This window comes from Clostridioides sp. ZZV15-6383 (assembly GCF_020657735.1).
Taxonomy (GTDB): Bacteria; Bacillota; Clostridia; order Peptostreptococcales; family Peptostreptococcaceae; genus Clostridioides; species Clostridioides difficile_D.
This window is the reverse complement of record NZ_JAGWCV010000005.1, coordinates 45973-62952: the sequence shown is the minus strand read 5'-3', so window position 1 is coordinate 62952 and position 16980 is coordinate 45973. Positions and strand designations below refer to the sequence as shown.

Here is a 16980-nt window from a genome sequence, read left to right as displayed (position 1 = left end):
TACTTTATTTAATTAATTAAAATATTACTTTTATCTTATTTTAAAAATATATATTTTTGTCAGTAAAAAAGGACATAAAAGTAAGTATTTTATGCCATTTTCCTAAAACCTAGCATTTTTAACACTTACAACAACTACACTTTCTATTTTGTCAGTAAAATGTCAGTCATTATAATTCTTAGACTACAAACCTGTTGTAATCACTGCATTTCAATTTTTAGTTGTTGATATCTATATAAAATATTATTTTGCTATAGAACAAATTTTTTTATTATGGATTACAAAGTCTTATATACATCATTTAGCATCATTCAACACCAATCAAACTTTGTAACTTACAACCATTGATATAACATCATTTAAACAAATATATAAATAATATATACTAATTTCTTCACATTTATACTTGCAATATTGTAGTAGTTAATGATATAATAAACTTGTACCAAAATTTAACAGAAAGGAGGTACAATAATGTGGGTAAGCATAGTAGACGTATCAACAAAGTTTTAACATTAAAGATAGTATTTATTATTATCTTTAATACAGTAAGTGTTATTAGTTCTTTAATAACTATCTATTGTTTTATTAATAAGTAAAACAATGAGCCTATACAAGAGTGTACCGACTCTTGTATAGGTGATACGTCTACTATATATTATAACACATTTAAACAAGCTATGAAAAGAGATACAAGAACATGTATATTGTACGGTATTGGTTGTTTAATAGTTATTATTGCATTAATAATAAACATTAAACGATTGCTTTAGGAGGTGGATACTAATTAATGAAATTAGATTTATTAAAACAATATAGACTTGAAAGGGGATTAACACAACAACAATTATCTACTTATATTGATATGTCTTATCGAAGTTATTCAAGTAAGGAGAATGGGCAAAGACCTTTTTATATTGGAGATTTGGAAAAGATATTTGACGTACTTAATTTAAGTGATGAGGAAGTATTAAGTTTGTTAGATAGAAAAAATGTATAGTATAACATTCAATAGACTAGGTTGTGATAGATCTAGTCTATTTTAATATACTAATATATTTCAGCAAAATTTTACCGAAATTTATTTACATATTATTCCATTTATGATACTATATAATCATAGTAAGAAAAACTTACTAAATAATTTAATATTGGGGGTGTCTTGATGAAGTTCACTAAAGACAAAATAAAAGAGCTAATCGAGTTGGTGCAACAACTTGAAAAGCTCATAGTTCAGATAGTCAAATCTGCTGAACATATTTTTATATCTTTAATATCTTTATTAGGCTGGGTTTTTATTTTTATCTATATTATATTTAATTAATATAACATAAAACCCTTACAATATACCTATAAGTACATTATATAGGTATATTGTAACACACCCAATATTAATTATACAAGAGGTGATTTAATGAACCAACATACAAATACAATCTTTAAAATACTTAGATTTTTAGGATTATGTATATTCCTTTATTTTACATTAAAAGCCATGTATATAGTTTATTTGTAAAGTAGGTGATAGAATGAAACTAGACAAAGTTTCACAATTAAGAAAAGATAATAAATTAACTCCAACCGAACTAGCATATCATTTAAATATGTCTGTAAGAAGTTATCAAAATAAAGAAAAAGGTAAAACAGAGTTTACAGCGTCAGAAATTGAAAAGCTTATAAATCTTTATGACATAGAAGCAAGGGAAATACTTAACATTAAATAAAATAATTTAATAACACTCAATAGACTAGATTGTAATATATCTAGTCTATTTTTATATCCAATTCGTATTTTTATATCGACGAATTTTATTTCATGTATTATAATAGACTTAAGATAAGAATTAATCTTATCTATATAATTTAATATTAGGGGGTGACGTTATGAGAATAACTAAAGACAAAATAAAAGAGCTAATCGAGTTGGTAGCACAACTTGAAAAGCTCCTTGTCCAAGTTTTTAAATCACTTGAACATATTTTGATTTCTTTATGTTCTTGTATCGGTTGGTTATTAATACTTATCTACATAATTAAACATTAATAGCCAATACAATATACCTATATAGATACATTGTATAGGTATATTGTAACACACCTAATATTAAAAGTAAATGAGGTGATTTAATGAATCAACACATTAAGACTACATTACAAATAGTAAAAGTATTAGGCTTATTATTCTTCTTATATTTTGCATTAAAAGCAATTTATATTGTTTATTTTTAAAATTAATGAGGTGATAATATGAAAATTAATAAATTAAAAGATTTAAGAACATCTAAGAGAATTACACAATATGATATGAGTCAAATGTTAGGAATAAAAGAAAGAACTTATCAGAATAAAGAAAATGGGAAAACATCATTTACGATTGAAGAATTTGAAAAGATATATAAATATTTAGATATAAATCCGTTAGAATTACTTGATTAAAATAGATATAAAATAAATTTTAAAGAACTACTTGACATATAGTAGTTCTTTTTTTGTATAAGTTATCCACAGGAATCCATGTTATAATATTAAAACACAACTAAAATATATAGAAAAGAGGGCTAACTATGGATACTAGTATAATCAATTTATTAGAAGAATTAAAAACTGATATTAAAGAAATTAAAACCTCACAAAATAAAATAAGTACGGATATTATTGAATTAAAAAGTAATCAAGATAAAATGGTAAATCAAATTGACTTATTGAAACTAGTTCAAAGTACTAGTAATTCAGATGATAACATTAGTATGAAATCAGTTGAAACAGCTATATTGAAAATGGAAAGTAATACAAATAAATTCAATAATAAGTTATCTATTTTAGAAAGTATAATTATAAATAATTGGAAGGAACTTCTTGAACTTAAAGGCTTTGAATAACAAGTAATAATTTACTTGTATTTTTTTACTTATGGCAGTATAATCTAATTAAGGTAGTACTTAACACTACCTTATACAATTTAATATTGGGGGGTGTCTTAAATGATAACCAAAGACAAAATAAAAGAGCTAATCGAGTTGTGCCACCAACTTGAAAAGCTCGTAGTTCAGATGATTAAATCAGCCGAACAAATACTTTTTGCTTTAATCTCATTTATAGGCTTGTTATACATATTAATAGATATGATTAATAACTAATAACAAGCTACAATATACCTGTAAATAGTATATTATAGGTATATTGTAACACACCCAATATTAAAATTACAAGAGGTGATATAATGAAGCTTAGTAAGTTAAAAGAGTTAAGAGAACAAAAGGGTTATACTCAACAAACATTAAGTACTAAGATGGGTATGAGCATAAGGGCATATGCTTATAAGGAAAATGGGCATAGAGATTTTTCAGTTGAAGAACTAGAACAAATATTATATTACTTAGATATAGACGCAAATGAATTATTAGAACCACATAAAAAATAGACTAGATTATAGCTAGTCTATTTTATTACAACAACATATTGTACAAGCCATTTAAATCCATTCTAAGTATGTTTCAATACGTTCACCTCATGTTTTATACCTTTAGTTTTTAAAATCGAATATAAAAAATAAGCTAAAATATATAATTCTAATTTATAGTAATTTGTTTATTCTTACAATATTGTCAAATTTGACAAAATACTATTCTTAAAATATTATATAATATATGTAGTAAAAAGGAGTGATAAAATGAAACTTGATAAATTAAAAGAATTAAGAATAGAAAGAGGATACAGTCAGCAACAGTTTGCTACTTATATAAATATATCTCAAAGAGCATACAGTTATAAAGAAGCAGGAAAAAGAGAATTTTCCATTTCAGAAGTCGAAAATATCTTAAAATTTTTAAATGTAGAACCATTGGAATTACTTGACTTAGAGTAGATTCCAATATTTTTTACATTTTTTAGAACTTTTTTACTTGTAATTTTGTTCTAAATGTAATATAATTAAATCATAGCAAAGGAGAACAAGAAAACACTGAACCACCTCTCACAGAAGTAACAGGTAAAGAACCTTCTTAAAATTCTAGCTATAAATAATATTAAAACTAAATATAAAATAACAGTTATGAAGTATGTCATTATCAAAAACACATCAAGTATTTAGTAAAATAATTTACAGATTGTTTTATTAAGTACTTGAATATAGTACTTATTATTATGTTATAATAATTAAATAGGAGTGTGGTCGTGATGGATGAAAAGATATTAGAATTATTACAGAAAATGGATAGTAAACTTAATGGAATTGAAAATGAATTAAAAGAAGTAAAAACAGATATGAATACCAGATTTGATAGCATCGAAAACAGGCTTGATAGTATTGAAAAGAAACAAGATATACTATATAATCAATCTATTTCAACAGCCGAGGAAATGACTTCTATTAAAGATAACTTTGATGTGGTTGACATTAAGTTAAATGCAATAGAAACTAGAGTAATTAAGATTAATAGAAAGCTAAATGGAACAACAGATCAGGTCGCTAGAAACATGGAACAATTAGAAGAAATAAAAATAAAATTACAATAATACATAAAAAGTACTTGACATTTTGTTAAGTACTTTTATATTTTTATATTTTTTCCCCTCACTTGCGTATTGATATATATATTTATATAAGTATGCAGATGAGGGGATTTTTTGATATGGTTATATTATAGTACATTATACACAATATAATATATTATACAAGTCATTTAAAGCCATTTTAAGCGTGTTATAATGTGATTGCCTTGTTTGTACCTTTATTTTTTAGAATCGAATATAAAAAATAAGCTAGACATATATACTCTAGCTTACAGTAGTTTTTTTAATGTGTTTATTTGTTCTTGAACTATCGTTTTACTCTTGTTGTCTAACTCTCTATAATTATTTAATAGTTGTTTTTCTTCTTCTTCTAGTTGTATATTCTCTCTATTGTCTGTAAGACATAATATATAATCTATACTTACATTGTATATATTAGATAATTTTACAAGTGTCTCATTGTCAATTTTTCTTCTGTTTGTTTCATAGTTTTGTATTGTTACATAATGTACGCCTAATAGTTCTCCCACTTGTTGAGTTGAATATCCTTTTTCTTTTCTTAGCTCTCTCAATCTATTCATTAAATCACCTCTTAATTCTAAATATAACATATTATAAATTTAATTACAATTGTATTCAAAACGGTATGTTTTATATACAACATTACTTAAAACAAATCGTTTTGTTTATTTATATTTCATATTGACATTCAAAACAATTTGTTTTATAATTAAATCATAGCAAAGGAGAACAAGAAAACACTGAACCACCTCTCACAGAAGTAACAGGCGAAGAACCTTCTTAAAACTCTAGCTAATAAATAATATTAAACAAGTAAATTAATAAAGGTTTCCAATTAAAGCCTATAAAAAATTGAGGTATCAATTAATTAAATTGCTTCTATAATGGCACTCAATACAATTTAATATGACATAGCAGTTGTGAGGTACTGCGTTATCAAAAGTACTAAAGATTGAGCATTAAAATTATAGTTTGTACTGCTTGACACCTACATGGTTATAAATTATCTAATATTTACTAGTATAATTTAAACTATTTATTAGATTATCTTAGTAAGTGTTGGAATATAACACTTGAATTATGTTATAATAATATAATAGGATGGTGAATGCTATGAATGAAAAGATACTAGAATTATTACAAGAAATGCAAGGAGAAATAAAAGGAATTAATACTAGATTAGATGGTATGGAAAGCGACATCAAGGATTTAAAGACTGGACAACATGAGATACAAAAGGATATTATTGAAATTAAAACAGACGTAAAACACATTAAGACTGAACTAGAATATACAGAAAAACATGTTGTTTCTTTAAAGGATGATGTAACAGAAATTAAACAAGACTTAAATGCTACACAAATTATTACATCTAAAAATTGGTCTGATATAGAAAAATTAAAAGCAATTAAATAGTAGTACATAAAAAGACACTTAATAATTCAAGTGTCTTTTATATAACTCTTTAATATGATATTATTATTCTATAATAATAATGTTGGAGGGAATAAAATGAATCTACAAAGGTTAAAAGAGTTAAGACTAGAACATGGCTATACACAACAACAACTAGCTACTCATATGGATATGAGCCAAACAACTTATAGTGATAAAGAAAAAGGTAAAACGCCTTTTACGATACCAGAGTTTGAAAAACTTCATAAATTTTTAGGTGAAGAAGTATTGGAATTACTAGAATTACAATAAATTCTAAAAAAATATTAACATTTAACCGAAAAATTGGTTGTAAATTTTCGTTAAACATGTTATTATAAAAATATGAAATAGAAAGAAATAAAATCCTTTACCGAAATTCTGGTTATTAAATTTCAGTAAATTAAATAAAAAGGGGGATATAAAAATGAAAAACCTTTATTGTTATTTTGATTTAGAAGCTTTTGCAAGAGATTTAGAACCTTACAAAAGCAGGATAATTGATGACTATATAGATGGAGATGAAATAGAATACTATAACAATATGGATACTATTGAATTTGCTAAACTTTACATTGGAGAATCAGAAAATATTAAATATTTAGCTAAAGAAGTACTTGAAAGATATTTTGACTATGATAAGTATAGAAAAGATTTAAATTCTACTAATACTATCATCAAATAACTAAATTAAAAGTTTTAGGGCGTTCTTTAAAAACGCCACTTCCAATAAAAAATTGAAAGGGGAATAAATCATGAAAAAATTAATAATCAAGATAAAATCATTGTTTAAAAAGGATTTAGATAGTAGCTATTGGAGTACTACAGAAAGTATTATTTCAAAATATGGAAACAGCAATCAATTAGAATTATTGAAACAAGCTAATAAATTATAAGGAGGTAATAACATGATAAATTATTCTGAATATATGACAGCAACAGATTTAATAAATATATGTGACCTTTTAGAAGGTGAAACAATAGGAGAAGCAGGAACTTATAATTCTTTATATGTCAGACTAGGAAATTTAATCGGATTAGATTGGTCTTTAAAAGGAGAGGAATTGAGACAGCAATTAATACAAAATATTAATAATATGATGTATTTAGATAATGAAAATAAAATTCAATATAAAGAATTTTAAATAATTTAAGTAAAAAAATAATTAATTTATAGGAGGAAAAATATGAATAATTTAATGGTATTTGAAGGTAAAGAGGTAGAAATATTTGAACTTGATGGGAAGATTTTATTTAATCCGAAACATGTGGCAGAGTGTTTAGGAATAAAGAATGTAAATGATAGTATATCTAAAATGAACGAAAAACAAGTTGTAAAGTTAACTAATTCTAAAATCGGTTTAACCGACTTTAGAAAATTACATAATAGAGGAGAAAACTTTCTAACTGAAAGTGGGGTATATAAATTAATTTTTAAATCCAAAAAGAAAGAAGCAGAAAAATTTCAAGATTGGGTTACTGATGAGGTATTACCAAATATAAGAAAACATGGTTCATTTAGTATTAATCGTGATAACATAAAAGATGTGTTAATGCCAATCATGTTAAATGGTATGTTGGCAGGATTTGAACAATTATCAATAGAAAATGATAAAAAGATAGACACTAGATTTAATCAGATAGAAAGTAAATTAGATATGAAATATGAGAGACAAGATAAACAATTCCAAGAAATGAAAGATATGGTAGGATTGAAGACTAAAAATATAAGAACATTATCAACATTGCTAAAAATAAGATTATCAGAATTAAAAGGATATAATGTAAATGCTTACAATTATGACTATAGAACTGTAGTTACGAGATTATTTTCAATATACAATGTTGAGAAATGGGAGGATATACCTATTGCTAAGTTTAATGAAATCCATGCCATGATAGATGGAATAGAAAGTATGGAAGATGTATATACTTGGACTCATTAGGAGGATAATATGAGAGATGAACTAAAAAGGTTAATTGATTTGTTGGATGATGGTTTTGTGAATATAGTATATTCTTTTGTATCTGTATTTTTTAGAAGATAAAATAGGATATAGTCAGTCAAATATTAATTTTAAAAAATATATAATTTATCAATTTACTATTATTGAACAATAATACTATACATTTATTGATAATGATAATAAAATGATAAAAACTAAAAATAATTATTACTTGGAGGTAATTAAAATGATACACGATTTTAGAGGAAAGTTATTAATAAACGAAAATTTTAATTTTGAAAAATCATTTTGTGGTGATTGGTATTCCTTTTATACTTGGGTGGGTAAGAATGATGAGTTGTTCATTTGTGGAAGTAACAACTACGAAGACAACAAATTCAGAATAGAAACAAATAGAAAATATCTTGATGAATATTCTAAAGACATATTTGATATTGAAAGTTATGTAAATAGAAAATTTAAGGAAAAAAGAAATTAAAATTATATTTTTAATAGGATATATGAGTTATCAAATCGCTATTATTATAGCTATATTATTATAATTCAAATGATAATGATAGTGATTTGATAAAGAGGTTTTAAAGATTATAAAAATCAAAAGGTATAAATACATTAAGATGATTTTCAAACAGCTTATATAGGCTTGTACGAAGTCATAATTATAAACTAGGAGGGTATAAAAATGAAATTTAAAAATACAGTTATGGGAATGTTGTTAGGTTTAATTATTGTAGGAGTTACAGGAGTAACAAAAGTTAAGGCTGCCGAATTAGATAATTTTTATGTAGATTATACAGATAGAATTGTAGAAGTTTTAGAAGATGAAAGTATAGTTTTATATGATACTAAAGAGCAAGTTTATAACTTTTATCCTGCATGTTTAGGTGACTGGAACTATAGCTTTGACAATAAAGAAGATTTAGATAACGCAGTTGCAACTTATAAGGAGTTATCAAGCAATGTAAGTCACTCAAATAATATATATGTGGTTAATAAGTTGAATAACAATGGAAACATTAAAATATTTTTAAGTGATGGAAGTTCAATTGTTTATATAAAACAGGATAATAAATATTGCTTTTATCCTTCTTGTATGGGTGACTGGTATTTAATATTAAATAGTGAAGTTGATTTAAATAATTGTGTTAATACTTATATAGAATATTATTATTCCTTGTCAACTGGAGGTGGCACAAATGAATAATAATGATAAGTTATCTATATTAAGTCAATTAGAATATATAGAAAATGATATTGATGCAAGAAGTGAAATGATTGAAAAATTTAAGGACTTATTGGTCAAATATCCAAAGAGTAGAGATATAAGAAGATATATAAAACAACAAACTCAATTTTTAAATGGTATTAGATATATATATGATAATTTAGATATTTTGAAGAATATAGTAAATAATGACAAGAAGTGAGAACGTTACTAGACATAACAATGTCTACTGAATGTAAAAAGGAATTCATTTAGTCAATACAAAGTTATTATGTCAATTTTTAATTAGATTGTAATTTAACATAAAAAATGTAGTTACTATTTAAAAACTTATAATAACTACATTTAATAATTTAAAAAGGGAGATGGAAAAAGTGAATGAATTAAAAATCAAAGGAAAACAAAAGTTTATGAATTTAGAAATACCAGTTATAGAAGGTGGTTTTGGCGAAGATAAAAAATGTATGACGGATAAGACTATATCTGAAATACATAATCAGCCTAATTTTAAAATAAGAGAGAGGATAAAAGATAATATAAAAAGATTTAGAGAAGATATAGATATTATAGATTTAAAAGTTATCCGTGACACGGATGACAATTTAGAACTATTACAAACACTTGGATATAGTGAAATGCAAATATCAAAAGCTGATAATATATTTTTATTATCTGAAAGAGGTTACTCAAAATTAATTAAAATAATGGATACTGATTTAGCTTGGGAAATACATGATAAAATAATGGATGAATACTTTACTATGAAAAAAAAGTTAAATGACCCTTTTGAAAACTTATCTCCAGAGTTAAAAGTTATAATCAAACTAGAACAAAGACAGGCAGAACTTGAGTCTGGTCAACAGGAGTTAGAAGAAAAAGTTAATGTCCTATATGATTTTTCTACTATAGACTACAATCAACAAGAAACTATTAGAAGTTTGGTAAATAGAAAGATAATACAAGTATATCAATGTTTAAATTTTTCAGCTTATGAAGATGCTAAATTAAGAAAAAGAGTATACTTTTCACTATGGAAAGATTATAGAAAAAAATTTGGTGTTAATAGCTATAAAAACACTGCTAAAAAGAACTATGACAATGCAATTAAATTCATAGAAAATTGGGAACCTAATTATGATTTAAGTAATGAAATATATATGTTTCAAAAAGTTAAAAATATATAAGAATAATGATTGGAGATTATTATGATATATTATATAAAAGATATACATACTATAAGTCTATATGATGCTTTTAGATGGCATACAATGGGATTATCATTCATTATTAAAGCTGGTAAATTTAAAGGTTTTACAATATAACTAAATAATTGAGAAGAGAATTATGATAACATTCTTTTCTCAATTAATTATCATTACTAACAAATAAAGTTCAAAAGATAGTGTAAAAGATAATACATTTTGTTAATATTAGTAATATAAAATAAATTTAAAAATGGAGATGAATATATTGATTGAAAATAAATTTATAGAAAAATTAAAATATACTAAAAACATACCAAACTCTTTATATAAAGACTTAAGACATAACTTTTTATTTCATTCAAATAAAATAGAAGGAAGCACATTCACAAGTGAAAGTTTACAGGATTTAATTGAATACAACATTGTAAAAGGTGACCATACTTTAGATGATGTTATAACAACAGTAAATTCAAGCTATGTATTTGAAACTGTAATAGATACATTGGGTGAATACTTAACTGAAAAGTACATAAAAGATTTACATGGTCAACTTATGTATAATTCAAATATTCATAATATGGGGCTATCTGGTGTATATAAAAAAATACCAAACAGAATAATAGGAACTAATAGTGTATTAGCCCAACCATTTGAAGTGGAACCAAAGATGTTAGAACTTATTGAGTGGTATAATAATTTAAAAGATATTACATTAAAAGACTTAGTAGAATTTCATTATAGATTTGAAATCATTCATCCTTTTCAAGATGGCAATGGAAGAATAGGAAGATTTATATTACTTAAACAAATACTTGAGAATAATTTGAAATTGATTATAATATCGAGTGATACTGTAGATGATTATAGACAGGCTTTAAAAGGTTGTCATAATGAATATTATAAACCTTTAGAGCAATATTTTGAAAGTTTAGATGACTACAAAGAAAAAAATAAAGATTTATGGAATTTTTAATTCTAGGAGAGGACTGTATAAATCAAGTAAAATCTGAATAATGAACAGTTATCACATTTATCGTGAAATGATTTTTATTTTATAAATTTATATAGGCGTTTGCTATTTTTCTTCTGGAAGATAGAAACGTCTTTTTTATTGATTAAAATGAATGTTATAATTATCTTTATACTATGAGAAAAGGACGTGATTTAATGAACATAGCAGATTTAGAAGATGAAATTATATCTCTTGTTGACAGTCAAAGAGAAGATGATTATTGGGACTTCAAGCAGTGTTATCATAAGAATAAAGCAGATTTATTACATGATATTATTTGCATGGCAAACAACAGAAGTAATCATGATGGTTATATTATTTTTGGTATACAGGATAAAACATTTAATATAATTGGTGTTGAAAAAGATGAACTTAGAAAAAACCAGCAAAACATTATTGATTTTTTGAAAAGTAAGTCATTTTCTAATGATACTAGACCTAAAATTAATCTAGTAACTTTGAATATATATCAACATTCTGTTGATGTCCTAATTGTCTACAACACCTTAGAAACGCCTTATTATCTTACAAAGGACTATAAAGATAATAATCGTACTGTCAGAGCAAATTATATTTACACACGCGTTGGAGACACTAATACAGATATAGATAAAAGTGCTGACAGTAATCATGTTGAATATTTATGGAAAAAGAGATTTGGTATTCACTTGACACCATTTGAAAAATTAAGATATATTCTATCAAAAAAGAATAAATGGAAAGTTACAGAAAATTTTAGCTATTACATACAAAATCCCGAATATACTCTGGTGAGGAATATTGATGATAACTGTAGATGTTCATCGGAATTCTATGCTTATAATATGACAGATACTAATGTAATCTATGGAACTATTAGTGTTAATTACTTTGGAACAAAATTATATGATAATCAAACTGTATCACTGGATGGCGGTAGATATATTACAGTAATACCAGAGTGGGGAACTATAAGTCAAGATAAATATCATCGTAATACCGATTTCTTTAAATATTTTGTAAAAGACGATATTTCATATGATTTACATAGATATCTTATTAACATGGACAGCTATGAAGCAGTTTATGCCTATAAAAAATTTATGGAAGTAGTCCTTTTATTTGAAAATAATTATGAAAAAAAGTGTTTTATCATGTATGTCGAAAGTAATTTGGATTTATTTGAAAATATTATATCTAGTAATAAAGATAATTATAATTATTTAGATATTGAATCACCAGAAAAAGAACAGGTCATTAGACGCTTAAAAGTGGCTAAAGCTCTTAAGGAAATGCAACTTAAATTTTATGATGCTAATAGGAGCAAAAATGAAGAAAGATAATGTGGATAGTATGTCTAAATATCTTTCAATTTTAGAAAAAATGATATTTCAAATTATATATTTTAATTAAAGAGAGGTTAAATTATGTTAGACAAATATATACTAATGTTTAAAGATATTTCTATAGGCGATTTTATTTATGATGAAGACAAAGATAAATTTAGTTTTAAATTGTATGATACAGTAGATAATATAAATTATTTGCCACCACTGTTATATGATTACACAGATTTGAGACTAGATTATCGGCCTAATGATAAAAATATAAGAGATTTTATAGGGGATAGAGTTATGCCAGAAGAGAGACATGGATTGAATAGTATCTTGGAAGGTCTTGGATTAGATTTCTATGACCCTTGGGAGATATGTAAAAAATGTCATGGTTGTTCACATGAAGACTATTGGTGGCTTAAAAAAGACGGGGATAATTTTGATTGGAGAGATTATCATCAAATTAGTTAATAGTGATTAAAATAAGCATTTTAATTTGTTAGAGACTAACAAATTATTCTTAAATTTCTTCCTTATAGAACTTATCTTTTTAGTTCTTAAATAAAAATATACGTTTTGAAACAGCATTATTTAATTCATTATTTTTTATAATCGCATATTTTTAACTGAATATTGATAATTTTAAATTTCGATTAAATAATCTATAAATGAATAATTTTGCCCAGTTTTACATAATAAATGACCACTTTTGCCTAAAATATTGAAAATTCATTAAATTCATACTAAAATTAAATCATCTTTAATTTCATAAATTAAACTATTAAAACATTATAATAAGGAGGCAAAATTATTAAAAAAGTAATAATAAAAGCAACTAAAATAATTGCATTTCTTGTAATTTTTGGCTTTTTAGCTCTTTTACTATTTCAAGGGAAATACATTTTCTACAGAAGTGGATTAACAGTTAATATAAAAAATAACAGTTCTTCAATTGTTAATAACATAAAGGTAAAACTATATGATAGTGGCAAGGAAGAATTATCATTAACCGAATTTAAAAGAATAAATGTAAAAGAGTCATCATCTATTTTATATACAGGAAATAGAGATGCTGAGTCACAAGTAGTTATAGAATATAAAAACAAACTTGACAAAAATAAGTCAGTCGAAGTTGCATATATAACTGGATTATCAAAACAAGTAGTTGAAATAGAAATAAATTCTATTGATAAAGATGGCAATCTAGTTATGAATGTAAAAGGTTTTGATAGTTTAGGGTCTTATGATAAAAAAGATATCAAATGATAAATATAGGGGGATATTTTATGAAAAAAGTCATTGTAACAATTTTAAGTGTAGCATGTTTAACTGGGTTTACAAATATTAACAGTTATGCTTTAGAGGATGTCGATAATACACAATTAATAGAGATATTTGAGTATGAAGATAATAATATTAACAAAGAAGATTTATTATCAGATTCTGTTGCTGATGTATTGACTCCTGAAGATTTTGTAGAAGTGTATGACAAAGTCTTTTCAGACATAGATTTAGATAATATATCTGAGGAAGCTTTGGATGCGTTAGTTGTAACTGAATTAAACTATATTGCTGCTCAAAAATCGAATACTTCAAGACTTCCTGTTTCACAAACTAATTTAAACGCAGAAGAAAAAAGACTATTAAAAAAATACCCTGCTCAAGCAACTATCAATTTCAATGATGCTACAACAGCTACATCATGGGCAAAAGATAAATATAAGGATGGAAATGCAGATGGCACAAATGCTAATGCCTACAAACATTCATTTTGGAATGGTCTATTAACATTACATATGGGAGAAAGTAAAGCTAAAATGTGGGCAGATGCACATGAATATGGAAAACCTTCTGGTGATATACCAACTAAAATGGACTATCAAAATAATAATACTGGAAGAAAAACTTGTCTAGAATTAAAAGCAAGTAAGGGTAGAAATCCATATGCATTTGAAATAAGTGATTCTCTTTTAAGTAAAATATCTAAAGGTCAATTAGTTAGAGTTGTAAATAATAAACTTGTAAAAACTGATAGCTCTGGTAGAAAATAGTACTATCTTAATTAAAGATAAATTACATAAATATATTATAAAATAAGTAACTAGAAAAACATCCTAGATTTATATCATATTATTTAGGATGTTTTTCTATGTTTAACAAGTAAATTTAGATATCAGATATAATTTATTTAATTAGATTAATATGTTGTTTTTAAATATATTACAATAAATTTTGTTACAATGTGATGATATATGTAAATAAAATCATTGATTGAGTGATGAATAAAGTATGACAAGTATAATTCCATATAGTATACTTTATTTAGAGGTGATTACATGACTTGGAATGATTTGAAAAATAATGATATAATATATATAGTTGAATATATTAATAATAAGTTAAATGATAGTAAGAGCTTAACTAAAGTTGCTATAGAGCTTGGTGTGTCTGAAAGTAGTATAAGAAAATATCTTACTAAAAGAGGTTATAAACGTATAAATGATGAGTATGTGTTTATTGGTGACAATAGTATGACAAAGGTAGTAAACAATAGACAACAGAGTAATAATGATAATACATTTAATATGACAATAGAAGATGACAACAGTCACAACATAGTAATTGACAACCAATTTAAAAATAATATAATCTCTTTAGCAAAAGACTATGATAAAATACAAGATGTATTAAATTGGTTTGAGAATAAAGAAGATACAAATGTAATAGAAGTTGTACAGGATGGTATTAAAATTGATTTACCTTCAAAAGATGCTATAAGGACTACAGTTAGGTTGAATAAAGATGCATGGAACTTATTTGATGAGTTTTGTGAAAAATTTAGAGAGTTTAATAAGTCTGATTTAATGAGTATGGCATTACTTGAATACATAAAAAAATACGATAAATAATATTTTGTATTATTGTAATCATTACTATTTCAGGGTAATAACTATAATATAAAATGGAGGTATTATTATGGTTGATAAAATAACAATAGATGAAGTACTTGAATTTATAAAGTCAAAAGGTTATATATATAGTCAAGAAATCAGAAAAGAATTAGATAATCTTTGTCCGATTTCTGATAATGAAATAGATAGGTGCATAGAAGAAAATGATGTTGTATTCAGAAGGTTGGCAAGTAAATGATTACACTTGAATAAACTCGTTAAATATGTGTTTTGTGTTATGTAGATATAATTCTAAGAATTTATTTTAATATAAATAAAAATGACAATAAAATCGTAGTTTTAATTTAAATAACCTCATTATTTTGAGGTTATTTTTTTATTTTCTATTTAAAACGGAGAAGGTAAATGTTATAATAAATATATATAATTAAAAAAAGGATGTATGAATTTATGAATTATAATTTAAAAAATGAAAATGTATTATCAGAGCTATTACAAAATGAGGATGAAAAAACAAGGATTGGTATACTCAAAGTTTATAAAGTGTTAATATTTTGGTTTGCTAAAGAAGGAAAGCTTGTTGAGGAAGGAAATGACTATATTGTTGAGATAGTAGATAATGATAAAGAAAAAATTGTAAAAGATATGAATCAGAATAAAACATACAATGCTATAATGGCTATAATTTTTAAAATTAATAAGATATTTAAAACTTTAAATTACGATATTCACTTTTCTAAACCAAAAAATTTAGTCGCTGAATTTGATTTATCAAAATACCTAACACAAGATGAAGTCCTTAAGGTATGTAGTAAGTTAACTAATGCACAAGATAAGTTTATAATTTATGCAGCTTTTTGTGGACTTATTGGTAAAGATGCTGAAGACATAAGGGGTATAAAAATAAAAGACATAGATTTAGAAAAAAGATTAATAAAGTTAAAGGATACAGAGTTTAAGCTGGGCAAGTTCTTATTTGATTTTACAAAAGATACATTAGAACAAAAAGAGTATAAACAATATTTGGAGCAAGGCAGTAATGCTACTGAATTTTATCTATTTAATTCTAATTCTGAATACTTAATCAAAACTAAACCAGATGCCAGATATGGAAATGGATTAAAAGAGATGGGATATTCAACAATTCGTAAAAGATTACTTATAATTAATGATTATTTAGATAATAAAGTACAGTTGAATTTTACTAACTTAAAAATTTCTGGTATTATGCATCAAATGCAACTAAATGAAAAAAAATATACTCAATCTGGTTGTTGGACTAACAAAAGTTTGAAAGAGTTCAAAGAAGATAATAATTTAAACTTTAAGATACAGGAAGTTTTATCTATTTATAAGCAAAAATATGCTAAAAAGGAGTAA

At 24.7% G+C, this 16980-nt stretch carries 29 protein-coding genes; 27 read left to right on the top strand and 2 right to left on the bottom strand.

Translation table 11 applies throughout. The features are described from left to right. Positions 1-790: 790 nt before the first annotated feature. The 10 genes from KGF42_RS03655 to KGF42_RS03610 all read left to right on the top strand — a co-directional run bounded on the left by KGF42_RS03655 (position 791) and on the right by KGF42_RS03610 (position 4514). Entirely contained in the window at positions 791-1000 is a 210-nt protein-coding gene (locus KGF42_RS03655) for a helix-turn-helix domain-containing protein (RefSeq protein ID WP_227825760.1), read from the top strand. Positions 1001-1165: 165 nt separating this feature from the next. Beyond that, positions 1166-1324, top strand: a complete 159-nt coding sequence (locus KGF42_RS03650) for a hypothetical protein (RefSeq protein WP_227825759.1) — start codon at positions 1166-1168, stop codon at positions 1322-1324. A gap of 205 nt (positions 1325-1529) precedes the next feature. Continuing rightward, positions 1530-1724, top strand: a complete 195-nt coding sequence (locus KGF42_RS03645; RefSeq protein WP_167641004.1) for a helix-turn-helix domain-containing protein — start codon at positions 1530-1532, stop codon at positions 1722-1724. A 160-nt stretch (positions 1725-1884) separates the two neighbouring features. Then, complete coding sequence (locus KGF42_RS03640; protein WP_227825758.1) at positions 1885-2043, top strand: hypothetical protein; 159 nt, start codon at positions 1885-1887, stop codon at positions 2041-2043. 203 nt (positions 2044-2246) lie between these two features. Then, positions 2247-2435 (top strand): helix-turn-helix domain-containing protein, encoded by a 189-nt coding sequence (locus KGF42_RS03635; RefSeq protein ID WP_227825757.1) that lies wholly within the window; start codon positions 2247-2249, stop codon positions 2433-2435. Positions 2436-2563: 128 nt separating this feature from the next. Next, positions 2564-2878, top strand: coding sequence for a hypothetical protein (locus KGF42_RS03630; protein ID WP_227825756.1), 315 nt, complete (start codon positions 2564-2566; stop codon positions 2876-2878). 102 nt (positions 2879-2980) lie between these two features. Beyond that, complete coding sequence (locus KGF42_RS03625) at positions 2981-3136, top strand: hypothetical protein (RefSeq protein WP_021373112.1); 156 nt, start codon at positions 2981-2983, stop codon at positions 3134-3136. An 83-nt stretch (positions 3137-3219) separates the two neighbouring features. Continuing rightward, a complete protein-coding gene (locus tag KGF42_RS03620; RefSeq protein ID WP_124962842.1) occupies positions 3220-3420 on the top strand; it encodes a helix-turn-helix domain-containing protein in 201 nt (66 codons plus the stop codon). A 249-nt stretch (positions 3421-3669) separates the two neighbouring features. Beyond that, positions 3670-3864 carry a helix-turn-helix transcriptional regulator gene (locus KGF42_RS03615; RefSeq protein WP_021373110.1) on the top strand — a complete coding sequence of 65 codons (195 nt, stop codon included), beginning with the start codon at positions 3670-3672 and terminating at the stop codon, positions 3862-3864. Between the two features lie 311 nt (positions 3865-4175). Continuing rightward, positions 4176-4514 carry a hypothetical protein gene (locus KGF42_RS03610; RefSeq protein ID WP_227825755.1) on the top strand — a complete coding sequence of 113 codons (339 nt, stop codon included), beginning with the start codon at positions 4176-4178 and terminating at the stop codon, positions 4512-4514. A gap of 266 nt (positions 4515-4780) precedes the next feature. Here KGF42_RS03610 and KGF42_RS03605 read toward each other — a convergent pair whose 3' ends face one another. Beyond that, the gene (locus KGF42_RS03605) at positions 4781-5092 is read right to left on the bottom strand and encodes a helix-turn-helix domain-containing protein (protein WP_227825754.1); all 312 of its coding nucleotides are present in this window, start codon (positions 5090-5092) and stop codon (positions 4781-4783) included. Between the two features lie 553 nt (positions 5093-5645). Here KGF42_RS03605 and KGF42_RS03600 point away from each other — a divergent pair. From KGF42_RS03600 to KGF42_RS03540, 13 genes are all read left to right on the top strand, one after another. Beyond that, complete coding sequence (locus tag KGF42_RS03600) at positions 5646-5948, top strand: hypothetical protein (RefSeq protein ID WP_227825753.1); 303 nt, start codon at positions 5646-5648, stop codon at positions 5946-5948. 96 nt (positions 5949-6044) lie between these two features. Further along, the gene (locus KGF42_RS03595; RefSeq protein WP_021381351.1) at positions 6045-6239 is read left to right on the top strand and encodes a helix-turn-helix domain-containing protein; all 195 of its coding nucleotides are present in this window, start codon (positions 6045-6047) and stop codon (positions 6237-6239) included. Positions 6240-6393: 154 nt separating this feature from the next. Beyond that, on the top strand, positions 6394-6651 hold the full coding sequence (locus KGF42_RS03590; protein WP_227825752.1) for a hypothetical protein: 258 nt from the start codon (positions 6394-6396) through the stop codon (positions 6649-6651). A gap of 70 nt (positions 6652-6721) precedes the next feature. Further along, on the top strand, positions 6722-6862 hold the full coding sequence (locus tag KGF42_RS03585; RefSeq protein WP_021373113.1) for a hypothetical protein: 141 nt from the start codon (positions 6722-6724) through the stop codon (positions 6860-6862). Between the two features lie 12 nt (positions 6863-6874). Further along, positions 6875-7111, top strand: a complete 237-nt coding sequence (locus tag KGF42_RS03580) for a hypothetical protein (RefSeq protein WP_227825751.1) — start codon at positions 6875-6877, stop codon at positions 7109-7111. Between the two features lie 42 nt (positions 7112-7153). Further along, complete coding sequence (locus tag KGF42_RS03575; protein ID WP_227825750.1) at positions 7154-7912, top strand: BRO family protein; 759 nt, start codon at positions 7154-7156, stop codon at positions 7910-7912. A 247-nt stretch (positions 7913-8159) separates the two neighbouring features. Beyond that, a complete protein-coding gene (locus tag KGF42_RS03570; RefSeq protein ID WP_108840886.1) occupies positions 8160-8411 on the top strand; it encodes a hypothetical protein in 252 nt (83 codons plus the stop codon). 204 nt (positions 8412-8615) lie between these two features. Beyond that, on the top strand, positions 8616-9137 hold the full coding sequence (locus tag KGF42_RS03565; protein ID WP_227825749.1) for a hypothetical protein: 522 nt from the start codon (positions 8616-8618) through the stop codon (positions 9135-9137). Next, positions 9130-9360: a hypothetical protein gene (locus KGF42_RS03560; RefSeq protein WP_227825748.1), complete on the top strand. Its 231-nt coding sequence runs from the start codon at positions 9130-9132 to the stop codon at positions 9358-9360. The genes KGF42_RS03565 and KGF42_RS03560 overlap by 8 nt, the downstream gene beginning before the upstream one ends. 172 nt (positions 9361-9532) lie before the next feature. Further along, complete coding sequence (locus KGF42_RS03555) at positions 9533-10342, top strand: ORF6C domain-containing protein (RefSeq protein ID WP_227825747.1); 810 nt, start codon at positions 9533-9535, stop codon at positions 10340-10342. A gap of 286 nt (positions 10343-10628) precedes the next feature. Then, positions 10629-11336 carry a Fic family protein gene (locus KGF42_RS03550; protein WP_255650919.1) on the top strand — a complete coding sequence of 236 codons (708 nt, stop codon included), beginning with the start codon at positions 10629-10631 and terminating at the stop codon, positions 11334-11336. A 194-nt stretch (positions 11337-11530) separates the two neighbouring features. Further along, entirely contained in the window at positions 11531-12697 is a 1167-nt protein-coding gene (locus KGF42_RS03545; protein WP_227825746.1) for an ATP-binding protein, read from the top strand. Positions 12698-12781: 84 nt separating this feature from the next. After that, complete coding sequence (locus KGF42_RS03540) at positions 12782-13159, top strand: hypothetical protein (protein WP_227825745.1); 378 nt, start codon at positions 12782-12784, stop codon at positions 13157-13159. 434 nt (positions 13160-13593) lie between these two features. Here the strand turns inward: KGF42_RS03540 and KGF42_RS03535 are convergent, their stop codons facing one another. After that, positions 13594-13890, bottom strand: coding sequence for a hypothetical protein (locus KGF42_RS03535; protein WP_227825744.1), 297 nt, complete (start codon positions 13888-13890; stop codon positions 13594-13596). 84 nt (positions 13891-13974) lie between these two features. Between KGF42_RS03535 and KGF42_RS03530 the strand changes: the two genes are divergently transcribed. From KGF42_RS03530 to KGF42_RS03515, 4 genes are all read left to right on the top strand, one after another. Further along, positions 13975-14739, top strand: coding sequence for a DUF6973 domain-containing protein (locus KGF42_RS03530; protein ID WP_227825743.1), 765 nt, complete (start codon positions 13975-13977; stop codon positions 14737-14739). 285 nt (positions 14740-15024) lie between these two features. Then, positions 15025-15597, top strand: coding sequence for an integrase (locus KGF42_RS03525; protein WP_227825742.1), 573 nt, complete (start codon positions 15025-15027; stop codon positions 15595-15597). 67 nt (positions 15598-15664) lie between these two features. Beyond that, on the top strand, positions 15665-15838 hold the full coding sequence (locus tag KGF42_RS03520; protein ID WP_227825741.1) for a hypothetical protein: 174 nt from the start codon (positions 15665-15667) through the stop codon (positions 15836-15838). Positions 15839-16050: 212 nt separating this feature from the next. Continuing rightward, positions 16051-16980: a hypothetical protein gene (locus tag KGF42_RS03515; protein WP_227825740.1), complete on the top strand. Its 930-nt coding sequence runs from the start codon at positions 16051-16053 to the stop codon at positions 16978-16980.

Excerpts from the sequence above, each read along its gene's own strand:
- KGF42_RS03655 (WP_227825760.1), top strand. The coding sequence starts at position 791 with ATGAAATTAGATTTATTAAAACAATATAGACTTGAAAGGGGATTAACA.
- KGF42_RS03650 (WP_227825759.1), top strand. The coding sequence starts at position 1,166 with ATGAAGTTCACTAAAGACAAAATAAAAGAGCTAATCGAGTTGGTGCAA.
- KGF42_RS03645 (WP_167641004.1), top strand. The coding sequence starts at position 1,530 with ATGAAACTAGACAAAGTTTCACAATTAAGAAAAGATAATAAATTAACT.
- KGF42_RS03640 (WP_227825758.1), top strand. The coding sequence starts at position 1,885 with ATGAGAATAACTAAAGACAAAATAAAAGAGCTAATCGAGTTGGTAGCA.
- KGF42_RS03635 (WP_227825757.1), top strand. The coding sequence starts at position 2,247 with ATGAAAATTAATAAATTAAAAGATTTAAGAACATCTAAGAGAATTACA.
- KGF42_RS03630 (WP_227825756.1), top strand. The coding sequence starts at position 2,564 with ATGGATACTAGTATAATCAATTTATTAGAAGAATTAAAAACTGATATT.
- KGF42_RS03625 (WP_021373112.1), top strand. The coding sequence starts at position 2,981 with ATGATAACCAAAGACAAAATAAAAGAGCTAATCGAGTTGTGCCACCAA.
- KGF42_RS03620 (WP_124962842.1), top strand. The coding sequence starts at position 3,220 with ATGAAGCTTAGTAAGTTAAAAGAGTTAAGAGAACAAAAGGGTTATACT.
- KGF42_RS03615 (WP_021373110.1), top strand. The coding sequence starts at position 3,670 with ATGAAACTTGATAAATTAAAAGAATTAAGAATAGAAAGAGGATACAGT.
- KGF42_RS03610 (WP_227825755.1), top strand. The coding sequence starts at position 4,176 with ATGGATGAAAAGATATTAGAATTATTACAGAAAATGGATAGTAAACTT.
- KGF42_RS03605 (WP_227825754.1), bottom strand. The coding sequence starts at position 5,092 with ATGAATAGATTGAGAGAGCTAAGAAAAGAAAAAGGATATTCAACTCAA.
- KGF42_RS03600 (WP_227825753.1), top strand. The coding sequence starts at position 5,646 with ATGAATGAAAAGATACTAGAATTATTACAAGAAATGCAAGGAGAAATA.
- KGF42_RS03595 (WP_021381351.1), top strand. The coding sequence starts at position 6,045 with ATGAATCTACAAAGGTTAAAAGAGTTAAGACTAGAACATGGCTATACA.
- KGF42_RS03590 (WP_227825752.1), top strand. The coding sequence starts at position 6,394 with ATGAAAAACCTTTATTGTTATTTTGATTTAGAAGCTTTTGCAAGAGAT.
- KGF42_RS03585 (WP_021373113.1), top strand. The coding sequence starts at position 6,722 with ATGAAAAAATTAATAATCAAGATAAAATCATTGTTTAAAAAGGATTTA.
- KGF42_RS03580 (WP_227825751.1), top strand. The coding sequence starts at position 6,875 with ATGATAAATTATTCTGAATATATGACAGCAACAGATTTAATAAATATA.
- KGF42_RS03575 (WP_227825750.1), top strand. The coding sequence starts at position 7,154 with ATGAATAATTTAATGGTATTTGAAGGTAAAGAGGTAGAAATATTTGAA.
- KGF42_RS03570 (WP_108840886.1), top strand. The coding sequence starts at position 8,160 with ATGATACACGATTTTAGAGGAAAGTTATTAATAAACGAAAATTTTAAT.
- KGF42_RS03565 (WP_227825749.1), top strand. The coding sequence starts at position 8,616 with ATGAAATTTAAAAATACAGTTATGGGAATGTTGTTAGGTTTAATTATT.
- KGF42_RS03560 (WP_227825748.1), top strand. The coding sequence starts at position 9,130 with ATGAATAATAATGATAAGTTATCTATATTAAGTCAATTAGAATATATA.
- KGF42_RS03545 (WP_227825746.1), top strand. The coding sequence starts at position 11,531 with ATGAACATAGCAGATTTAGAAGATGAAATTATATCTCTTGTTGACAGT.
- KGF42_RS03540 (WP_227825745.1), top strand. The coding sequence starts at position 12,782 with ATGTTAGACAAATATATACTAATGTTTAAAGATATTTCTATAGGCGAT.
- KGF42_RS03530 (WP_227825743.1), top strand. The coding sequence starts at position 13,975 with ATGAAAAAAGTCATTGTAACAATTTTAAGTGTAGCATGTTTAACTGGG.
- KGF42_RS03525 (WP_227825742.1), top strand. The coding sequence starts at position 15,025 with ATGACTTGGAATGATTTGAAAAATAATGATATAATATATATAGTTGAA.
- KGF42_RS03520 (WP_227825741.1), top strand. The coding sequence starts at position 15,665 with ATGGTTGATAAAATAACAATAGATGAAGTACTTGAATTTATAAAGTCA.
- KGF42_RS03515 (WP_227825740.1), top strand. The coding sequence starts at position 16,051 with ATGAATTATAATTTAAAAAATGAAAATGTATTATCAGAGCTATTACAA.